Origin of the sequence: Sutterella sp. AM11-39, assembly GCF_003472385.1 — a bacterium.
Lineage (GTDB): Bacteria > Pseudomonadota > Gammaproteobacteria > Burkholderiales > Burkholderiaceae_F > Duodenibacillus > Duodenibacillus intestinigallinarum.
Genome location: NZ_QRLV01000026.1, coordinates 1 through 1,187 on the forward strand (window position 1 = coordinate 1; position 1,187 = coordinate 1,187).

Annotated in this window: 1 protein-coding gene; it reads right to left on the minus strand. The window is 59.1% G+C overall.

Annotated elements, in window-relative coordinates; translation table 11 throughout:
* On the minus strand, nucleotides 1-1,187 hold a 1,187-nt coding region (tuf, locus tag DW133_RS09935; protein WP_118276499.1), incomplete at its 3' end, for an elongation factor Tu.

Below are 1,187 nucleotides of genomic sequence, written 5' to 3' on the forward strand. Positions count from 1 at the left end.
TCGATGATCTTGGCAACGACGCCGGCGCCGACGGTGTGGCCGCCTTCACGAATAGCGAAGCGCAGACCTTCCTGCATGGCGATCGGGCAGATCAGCTGAACCGTCATCGAAATGTTGTCGCCAGGCATCACCATTTCAACGCCTTCGGGCAGCTCGATCGTGCCGGTCACGTCCGTCGTGCGGAAGTAGAACTGCGGACGATAGCCCTTGAAGAACGGCGTGTGACGGCCGCCTTCTTCCTTCGTCAGCACGTACACTTCTGCGCTGAACTTCGTGTGCGGCGTGATGGAACCCGGCTTGGCCAGAACCTGACCGCGTTCAACTTCTTCACGCTTCGTGCCGCGCAGCAGAACGCCGATGTTGTCGCCGGCTTCGCCCTGGTCGAGCAGCTTGCGGAACATTTCAACGCCCGTGCAGGTCGTCTTGGCCGTCGGACGAATGCCAACGATTTCGATTTCGTCGCCAACGTGGATGATGCCGCGTTCAACACGACCCGTCACCACGGTACCGCGGCCGGAAATCGAGAACACGTCTTCGATCGGCATCAGGAACGGCTGGTCAAGAGCACGTTCCGGCGTCGGAATGTAGCTGTCGAGCGTTTCGGCCAGCTTCATGATCGACTGTTCGCCGAGTTCACCCTTGTCGCCTTCCAGTGCCAGCTTGGCCGAACCCTTGATGATCGGAATGTCGTCGCCCGGGAAGTTGTAGTTGCTCAGAAGTTCACGAACTTCCATTTCCACGAGTTCGAGCAGTTCCGGATCGTCAACCATGTCGCACTTGTTCAGGTAGACGATGATGTAGGGAACGCCAACCTGACGGGCGAGCAGAATGTGTTCGCGCGTCTGGGGCATCGGACCGTCAGCGGCGGAAACCACCAGAATGGCGCCGTCCATCTGGGCAGCACCGGTAATCATGTTCTTCACGTAGTCGGCGTGCCCCGGGCAGTCAACGTGTGCGTAGTGACGGTGTTCCGTTTCGTACTCAACGTGAGCCGTGTTGATGGTGATGCCGCGGGCCTTTTCTTCGGGAGCCGCGTCAATCTGATCGTATGCCTTGGCTTCGCCGCCGAACTTCGTAGCGAGAACCGTGCAGATGGCAGCCGTCAGCGTGGTCTTGCCGTGGTCAACGTGACCGATGGTGCCCACGTTCACATGGGGCTTGGTACGTTCAAACTTACCCTTTGCCAT